Origin of the sequence: Streptomyces sp. NPDC004435 (assembly GCF_042873895.1) — a bacterium.
Classification (GTDB): Bacteria; Actinomycetota; Actinomycetes; order Streptomycetales; family Streptomycetaceae; genus Streptomyces.
In genome coordinates this window covers 33,100-48,392 of the sequence record NZ_JBIAMB010000019.1, presented here as the reverse complement: position 1 = coordinate 48,392, position 15,293 = coordinate 33,100, and the positions used below count along the sequence as shown (strand labels likewise).

Sequence of the window (15,293 nt, the reverse complement as noted above, 5' to 3'; positions counted from 1 at the left end):
CCCGCCACCGACAGCCGGGGGGTGATCGCCGCGCGGCGACCTCCGTCACCAGTCCTGGGAGCGGTGTCCGCCGCGCGGGGCGGAGCGGCGGGAGCCGCGTCCCGCGGGGCGGGCGTTCCAGTCGGCGGGGGCGCCGTGGCCGGGGACGTACCGGGGGGCGGGGACGCCGGGGCGGTACGCGGAGCGGGCGGGGTTCCGCTGCCAGTCGGGTTCGCCCATGACGAGCAGCGGGTCGAACATGACCACGACGGCGGCGAGGATGAGGAAGACGGCGGGGCCGATCAGCATCGGCAGCAGCAGGGAACCGGTGCCCGCGCCCGTGCCGGCGGCGGCCGGGGTGTCGTGCAGGTGCACGCTGACGGCCGCCATGGCCGTGTAGTGCATGCCGCTGACGGCGACGCCCATGACGAGGCTGGCGCCGAGGCTGGCGAGGAAGCCGTGGACGGAGACGGCCGCCCAGAGGGCGGTGGTGGCGGCGACGACGGCGATGACCACGGAGAGGGCGACGGTGAGGGTGTCGTACTCGATCCGGCCGGGCAGCCGCATCCCGGCCATGCCGAGGTAGTGCATGGTGGCGACGCCCAGGCCGGTGATGGTGCCGCCGGTGACGAGCGTGAGTGCGGTGGCGCCCCGGTAGCCGACGATGAAGATGCCGATGCCGACCATGACGACGGCGACGGCGAGGCTGGCGAAGGTGATCGGCCGGTCGTAGTCGATCGGCGTCCGCTGGACCGAGAAACCCATCATGGCGATGAAGTGCATGGTCCAGATGCCGGTGCCGATGGAGGTGGAGCCGAGGGCGAGCCAGCCGGCCTTGAAGGAGTCCTGGTGGCGCAGGGAGCGGGTCGTGCATCTCAGCCCCAGGGCACCGCCGAGGCAGGCCATGAGAAAGGCCGCCACCGGCGTGACGATCCCGTAGCTGAATCCGTCGACCGTGCCCTGCATGAGCGTGTGCCCTCCCACCCCTGGCGCATGGACGTCCGAAAACAGTCGGTACCGCTGGGTAGTACTACCGGGGCGAGATTATGGCGCGCGAGGGGGGTCGCGGGCACCTGACCGGGGATTTTCCGGTCGTGAGACCGGAGCGAGACCGGTCCGTGACCTCGGGAGGCGGTCGCGCCGCCAGATCGCCGCCGATCGGCCGTTCTGGCCGGAGGGCGCCGTCGGCGGCGCCGCGGGCCGGGTCGTGGGCCGGGACCGGCACGCGCGGGGGCCGGGGCTGTCGGTACCGGGCCGTACCGTGAGGTCATGGACATCGAGGAGGGACCGCGGGACGTGACCGTCGAATGGACGGTCGTGGGGAGCGGCGTCGGCCCGCTCTTCCTGGCGGCCACCGGGCGGGGGCTCGTGCGGGTCGAGTTCCACGCGGGCGAGGGGCGCCGGGAGCGGATGCCGGAGCGGCTGGCCCAGCAGCTGGGCGCGACGGTCGTCGAGTGCGCCACGGGGCGTCTCGCGGAGCCGGTGCGGCAGCTGGACCGGTACTTCGCGGGCGCGCTGCGCGCGTTCGACCTGCCTCTGGACTGGTCGCTGACGACCGGCTTCAACCGCCGGGTGCTGCGTGAGCTGGCCGACGGCGTCCCGTACGGGACGCTGGTCGGGTACGGGGATCTGGCCCGGCGCGCCGGGCAGCCGGAGGCGGCGCAGGCCGTGGGCGCGGCGATGGGCGCCAATCCGCTGCCGGTGGTGGTGCCGTGCCACCGCGTGGTGGAGAGCGGGGGCGGTCTCGGCGGCTTCGGCGGGGGCCTGGAGACGAAGCGGAGACTGCTGGCCCTGGAAGGGGTGCTTCCGGAACCGCTGTTCTGAGGGGGCGGCAACGGGGGGAGCTTGGGAGCCTTGGGGCTCGGGGGCGGGGCCCGGGGGGCGGAAAGTCTCGGGGGACTCGGCGCGCCTCGGGTCTCGGAGCTCGGGGGACGGGAAGCTCTGAGGGCCTCGGGAAGGCTCGGGAAGCTCGGAGGAGCTCGGGCCGCCCCGGCGCTCGCTCGGGCTGCGGGACGCCGTGGTTCCGGACGGCTCCCGGCTGTCGGGCGTCGTCTCGCCGCGCGCCTTCTCGATCACCAGAGGGCGGCATCCCCGGGCGTTCCCCTCGGATGCCGGGGCTGGCACACTCCGGTAGTGACCAAAACGCCCGACGCCCCTGACACCACCGCGCCCGGAGGGACGGCCTCCGCCGTCTCCCCCGCCGCCCTGCCTCAGCTGCGCCGCCGCGTCCAGGCGGTGCTGGTGGCCACCCAGATCCTCGGGGGCCTCGGGATCGCCACCGGTGTCGCGCTGGCCGCCGTCCTCGCCACCGAGGTGAGCGGTACGGACGCGCTGGCCGGGCTCGCCTCGACGGCGACGGTCGCCGGGCCCGCGCTGCTCGCGATGCCGCTGGCGGCACTGATGGCGCGGCGGGGCCGGCGGGCCGGTCTGGTCCTCGCGTATCTGCTGGGCGCGCTCGGCGCGGGGATCGCGGTGCTCGGCGCGGTCGTCGGCAGCTTCCCGGTGCTGCTGATCGGCCTCGTGGGCTTCGGCGCGGGCTCCTCGGCCAATCTCGCGGCCCGGTTCGCCGCCGCGGACCTGGCGGAGCCGGACCGGCGCGGCAGGGCCATCTCGACGGTGGTGTGGGCGACCACGATCGGCGCCGTCCTCGGCCCGAACATCGCGGCACCGGCCGGGCGCAGCGTCTCGGGCCTCGGCATACCCGTGGCCGCGGGGCCCTTCCTGTGGGCCGCCGTGGTGTTCCTGGTGTCGGCGCTGGTGGTGGCGGTGCTGCTGCGGCCCGACCCGTTGCTGACGGCGCGGGCGCTGGCCGCCGCGGACGAGGACGGAGCGGATCTGCCGGAGAACCGGTCGCTGCGGGCCGGACTGCGCGCGGTCCGGGAGTCACCGCAGGCACGGATCGCGCTGGTCACCGTGGCCGCCTCGCACGCCGTGATGGTGTCGATCATGTCGATGACACCGGTGGCGCTCACCCACCACGGCGCCGGCATCGAGCTGATCGGGCTCGTCATCAGCGTGCACATCGCGGGCATGTACGCGTTCTCGCCGGTGATGGGCCGGCTCGCGGACCGGCTCGGCCGGCTCGCGGTCATCGGCCTCGCGGTCGGGCTCCTCGGGGTCGCGGCGCTGCTCGCCGGCACGGCGGGGGCGAGCCACACCCGGGTCGCGGCCGGTCTCTTCGTCCTGGGGCTCGGCTGGTCGGCCGGCCTGGTGTCGGGTTCGGCGCTGCTGACGGACGCGGTGCCGCAGGCGGCGCGCGCGGCCGTCCAGGGCCTGTCGGACACAATAATGAACACGGCGGCCGGCCTCGGCGGCCTGGCGGCCGGAGTGATCGTCTCCCAGGTGGGCTACGGGCCGCTCAACGCCCTCGCCGCCGCCCTGCTGCTGCCGATGGCGGCCCTGGCCCTGCGGGGCGTGCTCCGCAGGGCCTGAAGCGCCGGCCGGGTCAGGGCAGGGTGATGTGGTACGCCTTGCGCAGCGTCTCGTGGACGGTCCAGGTGGTCCGGTCGCCCTCGCGCAGGACGCAGGCGTCGCCGGGCCCGATCTCCATCGTGGCGCCGCCCTCGACGGCGACGGTGGCCCGGCCGCTGACGACGACGAAGAGCTCGTTGGCCTCGGTGTCGGTCACGACCCCGGGAGTGATCTGCCAGATGCCGCGCAGCTGCTTGCCGTCGGCGGACTCCCACAGCACCTTGCCGGTCACCTCGGGGGTGCCGGACACGATCTGACCGGGGTCGAGCGGCTCGGCTTCGAGCTCGGCGTCGGGGATGTGGACGGCGAAGGAGGGGAGGTCGTGTGTCGTCATGGGCGGTGACTGTAGCCGGGGTCCGAGGCGCCGCGTGACGGCGGGACCGCGGAACACATCCCTCCGTTCACCGCTCTGACCAGGCATGTTCCTCTCGTTCGCCGGCGGCGACGGATTCCGCAGCGGGACCTTGCCCGCCGCTCCCGCGGGGAGCGCGGCGGATCGCCCCCTCCCGCCGGACGCCCGGAAACCGAATCCGTACCTCACTCGCACCCTCGTGCGACAGGGGGGTGGCGGGAGATCGCCAAGGGTGTTTGCGGGGCGGACGGGCGCGCCAGAAATGGACCATGACCACGACGACCACACTGGTGTCCGAAGAGGTACGGGACGCGCTCCACGAGGGCCGGCCCGTCGTCGCCCTCGAATCGACGATCATCGCCCACGGCCTCCCGCGCCCCCGGAACCTGGCGGTGGCGGTCGAGCTGGAGGAGTCGGTACGGGACCGTGGCGCCGTGCCCGCCACCATCGCCGTCCTCGACGGGGTCGCGCGGATCGGTCTCGACCGGGCGGGGCTGACCCGGGTCGCGGAGGACCCCTCGGTACGCAAGCTCGGCCACCGTGACCTGGCGCCCGCGCTCGCCACCGGCGCCTCGGGGGCGACGACGGTCTCGGCGACGGCCCGGCTCGCCGACGGCGCGGGCATACGCGTCTTCGCCACCGGCGGCCTCGGCGGGGTGCACCGCGAGTGGCGCGAGACCCAGGACGAGTCCGCCGACCTGCGGCTGCTCGCCGAGGTGGGCATCACGGTGGTCTGCGCGGGCGTGAAGTCGATCCTCGACGTGCCGGCCACCCTCCAGCGGCTGGAGACCCTGGGCGTGACGGTGGCCGGGTACGGCACCGGGACCTTCCCCGGCTTCTACCTCTCCTCCTCGGGCGAACCCGTCGACTGGACGCTGCGCAGCCCGGCGGAGGTCGCCGCCGTCATACGGGCCCGGGAGGCCCTGGGCCGGCCCTGGTCGGCGCTGGTCGTGGCCAATCCGGTGCCGGAGGACGAGCAGCTGGACCCGGCGCTGCACGACCGGGTGCTCGCCGCGGGCCTCGCCGAGCTGAAGGAGAAGGGCATCACCGGGCAGGCGGTGACGCCCTTCCTCCTGGAGTACCTGACCACGCACACGGACGGCGCCTCCCTGGAGGCCAATCTGGCGGCGGTGCGGGGCAACGTCCGGCTCGCGGCGGAGATCGCCGGGGCGTACGCCGCGGGCGAGCGGTGACGGGGCGGAGCGGGACGCGGCGGCGCGGCGAGCAGGGCCGGTGAACCGGACCGGAGCGCTGCTGGTCGTCGGCGACGTCGTCACCGACGTGGTGGCCCGGCACCGGACCCCGCTCGCCCCGGCGACGGACACCGCGGCCGCCATCCGCACCCTGCCGGGCGGGGCGGGGGCCAACGCGGCCTGCTGGGCGGCCCGTTCGGGCCACCGGGACGTACGACTCCTCGGCCGGGTCGGGACGGAGTCGGCCGACTGGCACGAGCGGGCTCTGACAGAGGCGGGCGTCCGGCCCCTCCTCGTACCCGACCCGGAGGCCCCGACGGGCACGGTGATCGCCCTCGTCGACGCGGCGGCGGAGCGCACCTTCCTGACGGACGGCGGGGCCGTGCTGCGCCTCTGCCCCGCCGACTGGTCGGCCCGGCTGCTGGACGGCGTGGCGGCGCTCCACCTCTCCGGCTACCTGTTCTTCGCCCCGTCGAGCCGGGCGGCGGCCCTCCTCGCCCTGCGGGACGCCCGGGCCGCCGGGGCACCCGTGAGCGTCGACCCGGCCTCGGCGGGCTTCCTCGCCGAGCTGGGCCCCGAGCGGTTCCTCGCCGCCGTGGAGGGCGCCTCCCTGCTGCTGCCCAACGCCGACGAGGCCCGGCTGCTCACCGGCGCGGCCGACGCGGAGGCCGCCGCCCGGGAACTGAGCCGCCGCATACCGCTGGTCGTGGTGACGCTGGGCGCGGCCGGCGCGCTGGTCGCCGAGGCAGGGGCGGTCACCGCACGGGTGACGGCCCCGCCGGTGGCGCCGGAGCGGCGAGTGGACTCGACGGGCGCCGGGGACGCGTTCACGGGCACGTTCCTCGCCGCCCTGCTGGCGGGCGCCGACCCGGCGGAGGCCGCCTCGGCGGGGTGCGCGGCGGGGGCCGAGGCGGTGACGCTGATCGGCGGCCGGCCGCCGTCAGTCTGAGTCGAGCGCCCCGAGCCCGGTCCAGGCCGGGTGCCGCGGATCGTCGGCGCGGACGACGACGTCGGCGGTCCCGGCCGGGTCGGTCTCCGCCTCGTACCGGGCGAAGGCCGGCAGCGTCCAGGACTCCTCGGCGCGCCGGGCCAGCGCGGCGGGCGACAGGCGCAGATGGACGCTCAGGTCGAAGGGGAACCAGTGCCCGAGGAGGAACGGCCCGTGCACCACCAGGACACCGCCGGGCGGCAGCGTCACATAGGGGGTGCGGGTCGCCCGGTCCTTCACCGGGTCCCACAGGTCGGGCAGGATCCGCCCGTCGCCGCCCGGTTCCAGCGGGGTGAACACCTCCCGCCAGAGCGCGCCGGTGTCGGTCCAGCCGTCGTAGTACGCGTCGGGGTCCCGCTTCCCGTGCTCGTACCGCAGCGACGCGGGCCGCAGGAAGCCCCCGGTCCCGACGACGCGCACCGGGCGCCCCCGGTCCCGGAGCTGCTCCGCGAGCAGTCCCGCCAGTTCCTCGCCCCCGGCGGCCGGGGCCCCGTCGACGGCGACCTTCAACCGATCGCCGCCGTCACCGGGGGCCAGCCGGTCCACGTGCCTCGCCAGCCGCCCGGCCATCCGGCCCCAGGTGATCGCCTCGTATCGCATCCCACCCATTCTGCCCGGCGCGCCCGCGGACTTGACCTTGCCACTGGCGTCACCGTTCCACCCTCGGCTCCATGAACACCACCGACACCACCACTCCCCCCAGGGTCGTCCTCGTCACCGGCGCGGGCACCGGCATCGGCCGGGCCACCGCACGGGCCTTCGCCCGGCAGGGCGCGACCGTCGTCGCCGTCGGCCGCAGGACCGGGCCCCTGCGGGAGACCGCCGCCGAGGCCCCCGCCGCGATCCACCCGTACCCCGCCGACATCACCGCCGACGGCACCCCCGAGAAGATCGTCCGGGACGTCCTCGCGGCCCACGGCCGCCTCGACGTCCTGGTCAACAACGCGGGGGTCGCCGGCGGCGGCGCCCTCGGCACCCTCGACCGGAAGGTGATCGCCCCCCTCCTGGAGACCAATCTGCTCGCCCCCGTCCTGCTCACCCAGGCCGCCGTGCCCGCGCTGCGCGCCTCCCGGGGCGTGGTCGTGAACGTGACCACGACGATCGGACAGCGCGGCTGGCCGAGCAGCTCGGTCTATCCGGCGACCAAGAGCGCCTTGGAGACCCTCACGCGCTGCTGGGCGGTCGAACTCGCGCCCGCCGGGATCCGGGTGGTGGCGGTCGCCCCCGGCGCGATCGAGACGCCGATCGCCGACCACATGGGCCTGACGCCGGAGCAGCGGCGGGAGGTACGGGACTGGCAGGTCGCGCACACCCCGCTCGGACGGGTCGGCCGGCCCGAGGAGGTCGCGTGGGCGGTCACCGCGCTCGCCGCGCCCGACGCCGCGTTCTGCACCGGGACGGTGCTCCCCGTCGACGGCGGGGCGCTGGTCGCGTGATACGACTGGGCGGGTGCGCATCGGTGAACTGGCCCGCAGGACGGGCGTGTCGGCCCGGTCCCTGCGCCACTACGAGCAGGCGGGGCTGATCGCCTCGGAACGCGCGGCCAACGGCTACCGCCTGTACGAGGAGGGCGCGGTCGTCCGCGTCACCAACATCCGGTACCTCCTCGACGCCGGTCTCACCCTCGACGACGTGTCCGCCTTCCGCACCTGCCTCGACGGCGACCTGCCGTCGGTGCGCCCCTCCGCCCGCGGCCTGGAGATCGCCCGTGAGCGGCTCGCGGTGCTCGACGCGCGGATCGCCGCGCAGACGGCGGCCCGTGACCGGCTGGCGGCGGCACTCGCCACCCGGTCCGGCGGTGACGCGACCACCCCCGCAATGCCATGATCTGACGGTCCGAAGGATCTCCGGAAGGTCGGGGCGGCCACGGAAGGGGACGACCGGTCATGGGCGCGACACTGACAGGGGAGGCGGGCACGCTCCTCGGCGAGCGGCTGCGCCGGAGCCGGAACGCCACGTGCGGTGCCTTCGCGGGCGCCGCCGGGACCGGACTCCGCTGAGGACGGCGGCTGTGGACCTCGTCGCCCCCGTCGTCGTCGAACCGCTGCGGCGCCGCCGCTGCTCGGAGTGCCGGCGGGGCCCGCTGGAACGCATGATCGTCGAGTACGGCCGGCCGGTCTGCCTGGACTGCGCCGACCTCGGCCACCTGGTCTTCCTGCGCCGGGGCGACACCGCGCTCACCCGCCGCGCCCGCGAGCGCAGCGGCCTGTGGGCGGTGGTGGTGCGCCACAACCGGCGCCGCACCCGGTACGAACGGCAGGGGCTGCTCGTCGAGGAGACGGCCCTCGCCCTGGCCGAGGCCGCCTGCCTCGCCGACGCCGAGGCCCGGGCCCGGCGGCGGACCAGGGACGGGGAGCGGCGCGCGGCACGGGACGCCGGGATCACCGAGGCCCTGCGGGTGGAGATCCTGCGGCTCTTCCCCGCGATGCCCCTGGAGCGGGCCGCCGAGATCGCCGGTCACGCCTCCGCGAAGGGCAGCGGCCGGGTCGGCCGGACCGCCGCCGGGCGCGCCCTCGACCGGGGCGCCGTGACCGCCGCGGTCCGCGCCTCCGTGCGTCATCTGGACACCCCGTACGACACGCTGCTGATGAGCGGTGTCCCCCGTCACCGGGCCCGCACCACGGTCGCCCCGGCGATCGAGACGGTGCTGCGGTCCTGGCGCCCGCCGGGGACCGAGCGCGCGGACGCGCCCGGCGTGACGGGCACGACGGGCGCGGAGGGGACGCCGGGCCGGGCGGACCGCTGACGGCTCGGGCGTCAGCGGAACCGGCCCCGGCGGGGAAGGTCCGGGGTCAGACCTGGTCGGCCGCGCGGCGGGCGCGGCGGTACATCAGCGCGCCGCCGAGGAGGAGCGCGGCGCTGCCCGCGGCGGCGTAGCCGACGCTGTCGCTGCCGGTGGCGGCCAGGGCGACGGTGCGGGTCTCGCCCTGCGGCGCGGGGGCCGGGGCAGGGGCGGGAGCGGGGGCGGGGGCCGGGGCCTCCGGCTTCTCCTGCTCGGCGACCGGCTTCGGCGGCACGTTGCGCACCGGGGTCTCCGGGCGCGGGGTCGGGATCTCGACCTGCGGCTCCTCGGGGGTGCTCGGGGTGTTGACCCCTGTGTTGCCGACGGACGGGTTGCCGACGCCGACCATGTTGACCGAGTTGCCGACCACGTTGACCGGCAGGTCGATCGGGAGCTGGAGGCCGTTCCCGGACAGCACGCCCGGAGAGCCCTCGGTGTGGCTCTGAGCGGTGGCGCCGCCGCCGTTGACCGCGCCGCCGTCGGACGAGCCGCCGCCACGGGTGTCGGTCTGCTCGCCGCCGCGGGGGGTCATGGCCTCGTCCTTGTGGGTGCGGCCGGGGCCGCCGTCCCGGGACTCCCCGGCCGGGGCCGAGGTGTTGGCGCAGGAGTTGCCCGCGGCCGGGTTGAGCAGCCCGACCACGTTGACCGTGTTCCCGCAGAGGTTGACCGGCACGTGGACCGGCAGCTGGATCGTGTTGCCGGAGATGACTCCCGGCGAGCCGACCGCGGCGCCCTCGGCACCGGAGTCCGCGTGGGCGGCGCCCGCCGACAGCGCGAGCGCACCACCCGTGACCATCAGTGTGGCCAGACCACTTCGGCGCATCTGCCTCATGGCTTCCTGCCTTCCGGAGTTGCACGGGCAAGTGCCCGTACCGGAATAAACGCGACGAACGCGATTGCCGGATCCGGCCGTAGGCGGGATTCACTCCTACGAGGGAGGCGCCGTTCGAGTGGTCGACCCGACGTCCGTCAGCGGCCCAGGAGTTCGGTGAGCGCTCCGACCGGGTCGGCGTCGGGGATCCCGCGCGGCCACCAGTCCTCGCGGTCGTGGTCGGATTCGTACGGGTACCACAGGCCGTCCTGGCCCAGCCGGAGTTGGAGCGAGCCGGTGGAGAGCCGGTTGCGCCAGGGGCGGAACCCCGGGAAGTCGGCGGCGATGAGGGCGGGTCTGGCCCGGTCGAACGGACCGGCGGGCGGATCCCACGGCTCCTCCAGGACCGCGAGCCCCGCCGCCCCGCCCTGGCGCCAGGCGGCGACGGCACGGGCGAGGTCGGTGGGGGTCCGGTCGAGCGCGTCGGCCAGGTCCCGGTAGAGCGCGCGGGTCGAGGCGGTGAGCCCGGATCCGGGATGGGCGGCGGCGAGCCGGACCGCGTCCTGCCACGGGGTGAGGCCGGCGACCGGGTCGTGCCCGGTGGCGAGGAAGGCGTGGGCGCGGGCGGCGGCCTCGCCGGCCAGCAAATCCAGCGCGAGGGGGTCGGGTGCGTGCGGATCCGGCGGGAAGACCGCGGGGCGGCCGGGCCGGTCCGGGAGCGGCAGCGGCGGGGGCAGCGGCAGCACGGACCCGGCGGCGGCCAGCACCTCCCGGGCGGGCACGGCGGGCAGCACGGGCGCGGTCGTGCCGGACTCGACGGCGGACCGGGCCGCGTTGCGCCGGGAGAGCTCGGCGAGGAGCTCGCCCTCGCCGCGGCCGCGCATCAGGAAGAGGACGAAGGGATCCTCGTCGAGCAGGCGGGCCGCCTGGTAGCAGAGGGCGGCGGCGTGCTTGCAGGGGAAGCCGTCGTCGGGGCAGGAGCAGTCGGGCAGCAGGTCACCGGGGGCGGGCAGCAGCCCCTCGACCGCCTCCAGGGCGTGCGGGACGTCCTTGTCGAGGAGGGCCGCCATGTGCTCGGGCCTGGCGGCGGCCCGGTCCAGGAAGAGCTCCCAGCCGTCGTCCCCGAGCGTCCGCATCCGGATCTCCGTGCGGTACGGGCGGATCCGGCTGCCGTGCACATAGGCGACGACCCGGCCGGGGGTGACGGTGATCGCGTCGACTTTGCCCCGCTCCGCGTAGGCCCGGCCGCGGCCGAGGCGGGCCTGGTCGAGCGCGGTGCGCTCCAGGGCGGCCACCCAGGCGTTGCCCCACCAGGTGGCGGCGAAGCTCCCGTCGGAGGCACCGCGGGGCGGGACGGCCGGGAAGGTGCGGCGGCGGTCGTCGTGGCGGGGTGCCGTCCCGCGCGCGGGGCGGGCGGCCCGGGCTCCGGGGCGGTTCACGCGGACCTCCTCAGGGAGACCAGGTCGGCCAGTTCGCGGTCGGTGAGTTCGGTGAAGGCGGCCTCGCCGGAGCCCAGGACGGCTTCGGCGAGCGCCTTCTTGGCGCGGAGCAGTTCGGCGATGCGGTCCTCGACGGTGCCCTCCGTGACGAGCCGGTGGACCTGCACGGGCTGGGTCTGGCCGATCCGGTAGGCGCGGTCGGTGGCCTGGTCCTCGACCGCCGGGTTCCACCAGCGGTCGTAGTGGACGACATGACCGGCGCGGGTGAGGTTGAGGCCGGTGCCGGCGGCCTTGAGCGAGAGCAGGAAGACGGGCACCTCGCCCGCCTGGAAGCGGTCGACCATCCGCTCCCGCTCGGCCACGGGCGTCCCTCCGTACAGGAGTTGGCTGCCGATGCCCCGAGCGGTGAGGTGGTCGGCGAGGAGCCGGGCCATCGTCACGTACTGGGTGAAGACGAGGACGGAGCCGTCCTCGGCGATGATCGTGTCGAGGAGTTCGTCGAGGAGCGCGAGCTTGCCGGAGCGACCCGCGAGACGGGCGGTGCCGCGGCCGTGGGCGTCCTCCTTGAGGTACTGGGCGGGGTGGTTGCAGATCTGCTTGAGCGACGTCAGCAGCTTCATCACCAGACCGCGCCGGGCCATCCCCTCCGCGGCCTCGATCAGCCCCAGGGTCTCGCGGACCACCGCCTCGTACAGCGATGCCTGTTCACGGGTGAGCGGCACCGGGTGGTCGGACTCGGTCTTGGGCGGCAGCTCGGGGACGATGCCCGGGTCGGACTTGCGGCGGCGCAGCAGGAAGGGCCGGACGAGGCGGGCGAGGCGCTCCACCGCCTCCTCGTTCTCCAGCTCCTCGTGGTTCTCCGCGGCTCGGGCGTGGCGGGAGCGGAACGCCTTGAGCGGGCCGAGGAGTCCGGGCGTGGTCCAGTCGAGGATGGCCCACAGCTCGGAGAGGTTGTTCTCCACGGGCGTGCCGGTGAGCGCGACCCGGGCGGGCGCGGGCACGGTACGGAGCGCCTTGGCGGTCGCGGAGAACGGGTTCTTCACGTGCTGTGCCTCGTCGGCGACGACCATGCCCCAGGACCGGTCGGCGAGCTGGGCGGCGCGGGTGCGCAGGGTGCCGTAGGTGGTGAGGACGATCCCGCCGTCGAGGCCGCCGAGGTCGCGCGCGGTGCCGTGGAAGCGGCGGACGGGCACGCCCGGGGCGAATCTGGCCGCCTCCCGCTGCCAGTTGCCGAGGAGCGAGGCGGGACAGACCACGAGGGTGGGCTCGCGGCGGGCCCGGCGCAGGTGGAGGGCGAGGACCGTGACGGTCTTGCCGAGGCCCATGTCGTCGGCGAGGCAGCCGCCGAGGCCGAGCGAGGTCATCAGGTCCAGCCAGGCCAGACCCCGGAGCTGGTAGTCCCGCAGGGTGGCGGTGAGTCCCGGCGGGGGCGCGGCGGCCTCGGGACCGGCGAGGAGCCGGTCACGCAGGACGGCGAGCGCTCCGACGGGCACGGCGGGGACGGTCTCGCCGTCGACCTCGGCACTGCCGGTGAGGGCGGCGGCGAGGGCGTCCACCGGCTCCAGCAGGCCCAGTTCTCGCTTGCGGGCCTTGCGGACGAGGTCGGGGTCGACGACGACCCAGCGGTCACGGAGCCGGACGACGGGCCGGTGCGCCTCGGCGAGCAGGTCCATCTCACCCTGGGTGAGCGGATCGCCGTCGAGGGCGAGCTGCCAGTCGAAGCGGAGCAGTTCGGTCGAGTCGAAGAAGCTGGTGCCGTCGGTGGCGGAGCCGGGCGCGGAGCGGGCGGGGCGGACGACGGCGGAGGCGCTGAGCGAGCGCGCCAGGTCGCGCGGCCAGTGCAGGGCCACCCCGGCATCGGCGAGCCGGGCCGCGGCGGGGCCCAGCAGCTCGTACAGCTCGGACTCGGTGACGGCGAGGACGTCGGGCGCGTCCCGCTCCAGGAGCCGGCCGAGCGGCGGCCAGATCCGGGCGGCGCGGCGCAGCGCGAGGAGGGCGTCGATGCGGGCGCGGGGGCCGAAGTGCTCGCCCTCCCCCGCCCACAGGGCCGCGGCGTCGATGACGAGGGTCGGGTCGGCGAGGCTGTGGACCTGGAGGACGGCGGCCGCGGCCCGCCGCTCGGTTCCCCCCTCGGCCTCGTCGGCCGTGTCGAAGAGCTCGGCGGCGGAGAGGTCGAGCCGGAGCGAGATCCGCACCCCCGCGTCCATGCCGGCGGCGGCCTCGGCGGCCCACGCGCGGGCCCCGGGCAGGTGCTGCGGGGTGACGGACGCGAAGGGCGCCCCGACCGCGTGCGCGGCGGCGGGGGTACGCGGCAGGGTGTCGGCGACCGCGTCCAGGAAGGCCCGCACCAGCGCCTCCGGATCGGGCAGCCCGAGCGGCCCGGACCCGGCGACGGGCACCGCGTGCGCCTCGTACGGCATGGCGGCGGCGACGGCCCGCAGATGCGCGATGTCCTCGGCGTCGAGCGGCCCGGCGCGCCAGGCGTCCAGGTCGTCGGCGGTGAGACCGGGCAGCAGCCGGCCGCGGGAGGCCAGGTGCAGGGCGTGCAGGGCGGCCGCGCCCCAGCAGGCGGTGGCGGGGTGGGCCGCGGGACTGTGCCGGGCGGCGACGAGCAGGGGCAGGGCGGTGGCCACGGGCAGGGTGACCGCGGGGACCTCCCGGCCGCGGACACCGGAGCCGTGCCGGCGGGCGACGGTGATGCGGGTGGACTCCGCCCCGGCGAGACCGTCCGGCTCGGGAAGCGCCGCCCCGTCCGGGGACCAGAGGGCGACCCGGCCGTCACGGGGCAGCGCGGCGGGCAGGAAGACGGCGGCACGGGCCGCCCAGCGCTCCGTCACGGTGCCGCCCTCCCTTCCCCCCGGGGTCCGCCGGGCCGGCGCGGAGCTTCCACGCCGGTACCCACGACCTTACGGGCGGGGTCCGACAACGACCGCACCTCGGCGTCCCCCGACCGGCCCAACAGCGGATGACAGCGGCCTCCGGGGGCGGGAGGGTGGCGACGACCAGGGCTTTTCACGCCGCCGGGGCTGCCGCCGACCGCCTCGCTCGCCCGACCGAAGGGGTTCCGCCATGTCCGTTCGCCGGCGTCTCACGACCGCCACCGGGGCCGTGCTGCTCACGCTCACGGTCGCGGGCTGCTCGGGCCTCGGCCGCACCGCGGTCGGCCCCGTGACGTACGAGACCCGCGGGGAGAAGGTGGTGCGGGTGATGAGCCCGCCGGTGAAGGGCTGCCACCGGCTCCCGCTGGGCGCGACGCGGGTCGAGAACGGCACCCTGATCGACCTGATCCTCTACCGGACCCCGCACTGCCGGGGCGAGGAGCCGATCTACCTGCCCACCAACAGCGCCGACTCCATCGTCCCGGGCACCCTGCCCTGGCGCAGCTACTCCCTCGTGCACTGAGTCGCGGGCCGCCGCCGTTCCGTTCGGCCCCGGACGGGTCCATGCTGGAAGTGCCCAAAGGGATCCGACGGGAGAAGGCGCCGTCATGCGTACCGGGAGCGAGCCGGCCACCGCGCGCAGCGCGCTGCGGCTGCGGTTCTGGCTGAGTGCCTGGGGGCTGGTGTGGGCGGTGTTCGGCACGGTGGTCTTCGTGCTGGTCGGCCGTCCCGGCTGGGCGGCGGCCTGCGGCGTACTGCTCGTGATCGTCGCCGCTGACATGGCGATGGTCCTGCGCCGTCTGCGCCAGGGCCCGCACTGGCAGCCGGGCCGGGACGTCCCGCCGTACGAACCGGACCACGGCGACGGACGGCCGCGGAGCCCGTTCGAGGCCGACCGCGGTGGGTGGCCCCGAAGGCCGGGGGACGACTCCGGGTGGCCCCCGAAGCCCGGGGACGGCGGCCGGGACCGCTGAGGCCGGGCGGTCAGTCCTCGGTGCCGAAGCCGGCGGCCTCGACGTATTCGGGCCGGGGGTCGAGCGCGGCGGCCAGCCGGAAGTGCCGGGTGGCCCGGGACGCCTGGCCGGAGCGCTGGAGGGTGCGGGCGAGCGCGAAGTGGGCGAAGGCGTTGTCCGGCTCGCGCTCCAGGACCAGCTCGAACTCCAGCTGCGCGGGGCGCAGCTGGGCGGCGGCGAAGAAGGCCCGGGCCCGCAGGAGCCGGGCCGCGGTGTTCTCCGGGTGCTCGGCGATGACCGAGTCCAGCAGTTTCACGGCACCACGCGGGTCCCGCGCGGCCAGCAGCTGCTCTGCGGCACGGAAGTCGATGACGTGCGTCTCCGGATTTCTCTCGGCCATGAACTGCATCCTTCCCACGTTCCGGGGCCGGAACACCGGACGGGGT

The 15,293-nt window shown here is 76.0% G+C and carries 16 protein-coding genes; 9 read left to right on the top strand and 7 right to left on the bottom strand.

All coding sequences use genetic code 11. From position 1 onward, the window contains the following. Positions 1 to 45: 45 nt before the first annotated feature. Entirely contained in the window at positions 46 to 945 is a 900-nt protein-coding gene (locus ACFYT9_RS29500) for an MHYT domain-containing protein (protein ID WP_376601617.1), read from the bottom strand. A 303-nt stretch (positions 946 to 1,248) separates the two neighbouring features. Here ACFYT9_RS29500 and ACFYT9_RS29495 point away from each other — a divergent pair, with 303 nt between their 5' ends. Further along, positions 1,249 to 1,803: a methylated-DNA--[protein]-cysteine S-methyltransferase gene (locus ACFYT9_RS29495; protein WP_387274081.1), complete on the top strand. Its 555-nt coding sequence runs from the start codon at positions 1,249 to 1,251 to the stop codon at positions 1,801 to 1,803. A 309-nt stretch (positions 1,804 to 2,112) separates the two neighbouring features. Continuing rightward, positions 2,113 to 3,411: an MFS transporter gene (locus ACFYT9_RS29490; protein ID WP_389168787.1), complete on the top strand. Its 1,299-nt coding sequence runs from the start codon at positions 2,113 to 2,115 to the stop codon at positions 3,409 to 3,411. 13 nt (positions 3,412 to 3,424) lie between these two features. Here the strand turns inward: ACFYT9_RS29490 and ACFYT9_RS29485 are convergent, their stop codons facing one another. Beyond that, positions 3,425 to 3,784 carry a cupin domain-containing protein gene (locus ACFYT9_RS29485; protein ID WP_362119646.1) on the bottom strand — a complete coding sequence of 120 codons (360 nt, stop codon included), beginning with the start codon at positions 3,782 to 3,784 and terminating at the stop codon, positions 3,425 to 3,427. Between the two features lie 287 nt (positions 3,785 to 4,071). Between ACFYT9_RS29485 and ACFYT9_RS29480 the strand changes: the two genes are divergently transcribed. Both ACFYT9_RS29480 and ACFYT9_RS29475 read left to right on the top strand, forming a co-directional pair. Beyond that, complete coding sequence (locus tag ACFYT9_RS29480; RefSeq protein ID WP_376601611.1) at positions 4,072 to 4,995, top strand: pseudouridine-5'-phosphate glycosidase; 924 nt, start codon at positions 4,072 to 4,074, stop codon at positions 4,993 to 4,995. Positions 4,996 to 5,035: 40 nt separating this feature from the next. Beyond that, positions 5,036 to 5,944 (top strand): carbohydrate kinase family protein, encoded by a 909-nt coding sequence (locus tag ACFYT9_RS29475; RefSeq protein ID WP_389168786.1) that lies wholly within the window; start codon positions 5,036 to 5,038, stop codon positions 5,942 to 5,944. On the opposite strand, the gene ACFYT9_RS29470 is transcribed toward ACFYT9_RS29475, so the two are convergent. Continuing rightward, positions 5,936 to 6,583, bottom strand: a complete 648-nt coding sequence (locus ACFYT9_RS29470; protein ID WP_376601607.1) for a uridine kinase — start codon at positions 6,581 to 6,583, stop codon at positions 5,936 to 5,938. The genes ACFYT9_RS29475 and ACFYT9_RS29470 overlap by 9 nt on opposite strands. Before the next feature lie 71 nt (positions 6,584 to 6,654). Between ACFYT9_RS29470 and ACFYT9_RS29465 the strand changes: the two genes are divergently transcribed. The 3 genes from ACFYT9_RS29465 (at position 6,655) to ACFYT9_RS29455 (ending at position 8,729) form a co-directional block, all read left to right on the top strand. Continuing rightward, the gene (locus tag ACFYT9_RS29465; RefSeq protein ID WP_389168784.1) at positions 6,655 to 7,419 is read left to right on the top strand and encodes an SDR family NAD(P)-dependent oxidoreductase; all 765 of its coding nucleotides are present in this window, start codon (positions 6,655 to 6,657) and stop codon (positions 7,417 to 7,419) included. A gap of 13 nt (positions 7,420 to 7,432) precedes the next feature. Beyond that, the gene (locus tag ACFYT9_RS29460) at positions 7,433 to 7,810 is read left to right on the top strand and encodes a MerR family transcriptional regulator (RefSeq protein WP_376601604.1); all 378 of its coding nucleotides are present in this window, start codon (positions 7,433 to 7,435) and stop codon (positions 7,808 to 7,810) included. Positions 7,811 to 7,994: 184 nt separating this feature from the next. Then, positions 7,995 to 8,729 (top strand): DUF2293 domain-containing protein, encoded by a 735-nt coding sequence (locus ACFYT9_RS29455; RefSeq protein ID WP_387274092.1) that lies wholly within the window; start codon positions 7,995 to 7,997, stop codon positions 8,727 to 8,729. Positions 8,730 to 8,775: 46 nt separating this feature from the next. Here the strand turns inward: ACFYT9_RS29455 and ACFYT9_RS29450 are convergent, their stop codons facing one another. The 3 genes from ACFYT9_RS29450 to ACFYT9_RS29440 all read right to left on the bottom strand — a co-directional run bounded on the left by ACFYT9_RS29450 (position 8,776) and on the right by ACFYT9_RS29440 (position 13,852). Then, positions 8,776 to 9,597, bottom strand: coding sequence for a chaplin (locus tag ACFYT9_RS29450; protein ID WP_389168782.1), 822 nt, complete (start codon positions 9,595 to 9,597; stop codon positions 8,776 to 8,778). A 137-nt stretch (positions 9,598 to 9,734) separates the two neighbouring features. Further along, a complete protein-coding gene (locus ACFYT9_RS29445) occupies positions 9,735 to 11,015 on the bottom strand; it encodes an SWIM zinc finger family protein (RefSeq protein ID WP_389168780.1) in 1,281 nt (426 codons plus the stop codon). Then, positions 11,012 to 13,852 (bottom strand): DEAD/DEAH box helicase, encoded by a 2,841-nt coding sequence (locus ACFYT9_RS29440; protein WP_389168778.1) that lies wholly within the window; start codon positions 13,850 to 13,852, stop codon positions 11,012 to 11,014. The genes ACFYT9_RS29445 and ACFYT9_RS29440 overlap by 4 nt, the downstream gene beginning before the upstream one ends. Before the next feature lie 232 nt (positions 13,853 to 14,084). Here ACFYT9_RS29440 and ACFYT9_RS29435 point away from each other — a divergent pair, with 232 nt between their 5' ends. Together ACFYT9_RS29435 and ACFYT9_RS29430 are read left to right on the top strand one after the other, a co-directional pair. Further along, positions 14,085 to 14,417, top strand: a complete 333-nt coding sequence (locus ACFYT9_RS29435) for a hypothetical protein (protein ID WP_376602767.1) — start codon at positions 14,085 to 14,087, stop codon at positions 14,415 to 14,417. A gap of 85 nt (positions 14,418 to 14,502) precedes the next feature. Continuing rightward, a complete protein-coding gene (locus tag ACFYT9_RS29430; RefSeq protein WP_376602768.1) occupies positions 14,503 to 14,868 on the top strand; it encodes a DUF6343 family protein in 366 nt (121 codons plus the stop codon). Positions 14,869 to 14,878: 10 nt separating this feature from the next. On the opposite strand, the gene ACFYT9_RS29425 is transcribed toward ACFYT9_RS29430, so the two are convergent. After that, positions 14,879 to 15,247: a tetratricopeptide repeat protein gene (locus tag ACFYT9_RS29425; protein ID WP_376602769.1), complete on the bottom strand. Its 369-nt coding sequence runs from the start codon at positions 15,245 to 15,247 to the stop codon at positions 14,879 to 14,881. Positions 15,248 to 15,293 lie beyond the last annotated feature (46 nt).